Annotated in this window: 2 rRNA genes; both read right to left on the bottom strand. The window is 49.4% G+C overall.

The features are described 5' to 3' along the window. Positions 1–3: 3 nt before the first annotated feature. A 5S ribosomal RNA gene (gene rrf, locus AC2JF9_RS07920) occupies positions 4–120 on the bottom strand. Positions 121–206: 86 nt separating this feature from the next. After that, a 23S ribosomal RNA gene (locus AC2JF9_RS07915) occupies positions 207–3,114 on the bottom strand. Positions 3,115–3,225: the final 111 nt, after the last annotated feature.

Here is a 3,225-nt window from a genome sequence, read left to right as displayed (position 1 = left end):
AAAGCACGGCAGCTTCCTACCCTCGCAGGCAGTCTCCCACCAACTACTCTCGGCGTTAAGAAGCTTAACTGCTGTGTTCGGCATGGTTACAGGTGTTTCCTTCTTGCTATTGCCACCGTACTTTTTCTCTTTTGAGCTCTTACACTCAAAACTAAATATAATCCTTTAAAAAAACCTACTTCCAATCTCGCAGATTCCACAAGCCTTTGGTCAAGTCCTCGACTGATTAGTACTAGTCCGCTCCAAACCTCACGGCTCTTCCACTCCTAGCCTATCTACCTCTTAGTCTTTGAGGTGTCTTACTACTTTCGTATGGGAAATCTCATCTTGAGGGGGGCTTCGCACTTAGATGCTTTCAGCGCTTATCCCGTCCATACTTAGCTACCCAGCTATGCCCTTGGCAGAACAACTGGTACACCAGCGGTATGTCCATCCCGGTCCTCTCGTACTAAGGACAGCTCCTCTCAAATTTCCAACGCCCACGACGGATAGGGACCGAACTGTCTCACGACGTTCTGAACCCAGCTCGCGTGCCGCTTTAATGGGCGAACAGCCCAACCCTTGGGACCTACTTCAGCCCCAGGATGCGACGAGCCGACATCGAGGTGCCAAACCTCCCCGTCGATGTGAACTCTTGGGGGAGATAAGCCTGTTATCCCCAGGGTAGCTTTTATCCGTTGAGTGATGGCCCTTCCATGCGGTACCACCAGATCACTAAGCCCGACTTTCGTCCCTGCTCGAGTTGTCGCTCTCGCAGTCAAGCTCCCTTATACCTTTACACTCTATGAATGATTTCCAACCATTCTGAGGGAACCTTTGGGCGCCTCCGTTACTCTTTAGGAGGCGACCGCCCCAGTCAAACTGCCCATCAGACACTGTCCCATGCCTCGCTTAGAGGCCCTGGTTAGAGCAGCCATCAAACAAGGGTAGTATCCCAACATTGCCTCTGATAATACTGGCGTACTATCTTCTCCGGCTCCTACCTATCCTGTACATGTTTAACAGCTGCCCAATATCAAATTGCAGTGAAGCTCCATGGGGTCTTTCCGTCCTGTCGCGGGTAACCCGCATCTTCACGGGTATTATAATTTCACCGAGTCTCTCGTTGAGACAGTGCCCAAATCATTACACCTTTCGTGCAGGTCGGAACTTACCCGACAAGGAATTTCGCTACCTTAGGACCGTTATAGTTACGGCCGCCGTTTACTGGGGCTTCAGTTCGCTGCTTCGCTTACGCTAACAGCTCTCCTTAACCTTCCAGCACCGGGCAGGTGTCAGCCCCTATACGTCGTCTTTCGACTTTGCAGAGACCTGTGTTTTTGATAAACAGTTGTTTGGGCCTATTCACTGCGGCTGGCTTTTACACCAGCACCCCTTCTCCCGAAGTTACGGGGCGATTTTGCCGAGTTCCTTAACGAGAGTTCTCTCGCTCACCTTAGTGTTCTCCACTCGACTACCTGTGTCGGTTTGCGGTACGGGTACGTTAGCTCTTGCTAGAAGCTTTTCTTGGCAGTGTGACGCTTGAACCTTCGCTACTTTAATTTCGCTCCTCATCACGACTTGTGCTTCTCGAAAGCAAGCATTTGACTCACTCTCACACTTGTCGCTTAAACATGGATATCCATCACCATGCGTTCTTTGCCTCCTGCGTCCCTCCTTCGCTATTAACGATCTAACGCAGTACAGGAATCTCTACCTGTTGTCCATCGACTACGCCTTTCGGCCTCGCCTTAGGTCCCGACTTACCCTGGGCGGACGAGCCTGCCCCAGGAAACCTTAGTCTTTCGGCGGATAGGATTCTCACCTATCTTGCGCTACTCATACCGGCATTCTCACTTCTAAGCGCTCCACTTATCCTCTCGATTAAGCTTCTCCGCTCTTAGAACGCTCTCCTACCACGCGTATTACTACGCATCCACAGTTTCGGTACTATGCTTAGCCCCGGTAAATTTTCGGCGCAGCGTCACTCGACTAGTGAGCTATTACGCACTCTTTTAATGATGGCTGCTTCTAAGCCAACATCCTAGTTGTCTACGCAACTCCACATCCTTTTCCACTTAGCATAGATTTTGGGACCTTAACTGGTGATCTGGGCTGTTTCCCTTTCGACTACGGATCTTATCACTCGCAGTCTGACTCCAGTGCTTTGATATATGGTATTTGCAGTTTATCTGAATTCAGTAACCCCTGACGGGCCCATCGTCCAAACAGAGCTCTACCTCCATTATCATTCTCGCACCAGGCTAGCCCTAAAGCTATTTCGGAGAGAACCAGCTATCTCCAAGTTCGTTTGGAATTTCACCGCTACCCACAACTCATCCCCGCAATTTTTAACTTACGTGGGTTCGGTCCTCCAGTGCGTTTTACCGCACCTTCAACCTGGTCATGGGTAGGTCACTTGGTTTCGGGTCTACATCAACTAACTATAACGCCCTTTTCAGACTCGCTTTCGCTCCGGCTCCGTCTTTTCTGACTTAACCTCGCTAATTAACGTAACTCGCCGGTTCATTCTACAAAAGGCACGCCATCACCCTTTAATGGGCTCTGACTACTTGTAGGCACACGGTTTCAGGTTCTATTTCACTCCCCTTCCGGGGTTCTTTTCACCTTTCCCTCACGGTACTGGTTCACTATCGGTCACAATTTAGTATTTAGCCTTGCGAGATGGTCCTCGCTGCTTCAATCGGAATTCCTCGTGTTCCGACCTACTCAGGATCCTGCTCGGCGTGCTTTGGATTTCGCTTACGGGGCTCTCACCCTCTCTGGCTTACCTTCCCAGATAATTCTGCTATCCGCTACACTACCTTTTTGCAGTCCTACAACCCCAAATGATAAATCATCTGGTTTGGGCTCTTTCCTGTTCGCTCGCCGCTACTTGGGAAATCGATTTTTCTTTCTCTTCCTGCAGCTACTTAGATGTTTCAGTTCACTGCGTATTGCCCTGTATGACTATCTATTCATCATACAGTAATGCATCTCTGCATTGGGTTCCCCCATTCGGATATCTCCGGATCATTGCGTACTTACTGCTCCCCGAAGCCTTTCGTGGTTCGTCACGTCCTTCTTCGCCTTATTGTGCCTAGGCATTCACCGTGCGCCCTTATTTTCTTGACCTTACTCAAGATCTTGTTCTTACTTGAACTCTCTCGGTCGCTCGTGCAATCTGTTCTCTTTTGATTGTTTCTCGGTTTTTTTCTTGGATTATATTCAGTTTTCAATGTACTA

The organism is Lactobacillus sp. C449L (assembly GCF_059900815.1).
Note: the sequence above shows the minus strand (reverse complement) of the source record. Positions and strands in the feature narration are given on the sequence as shown.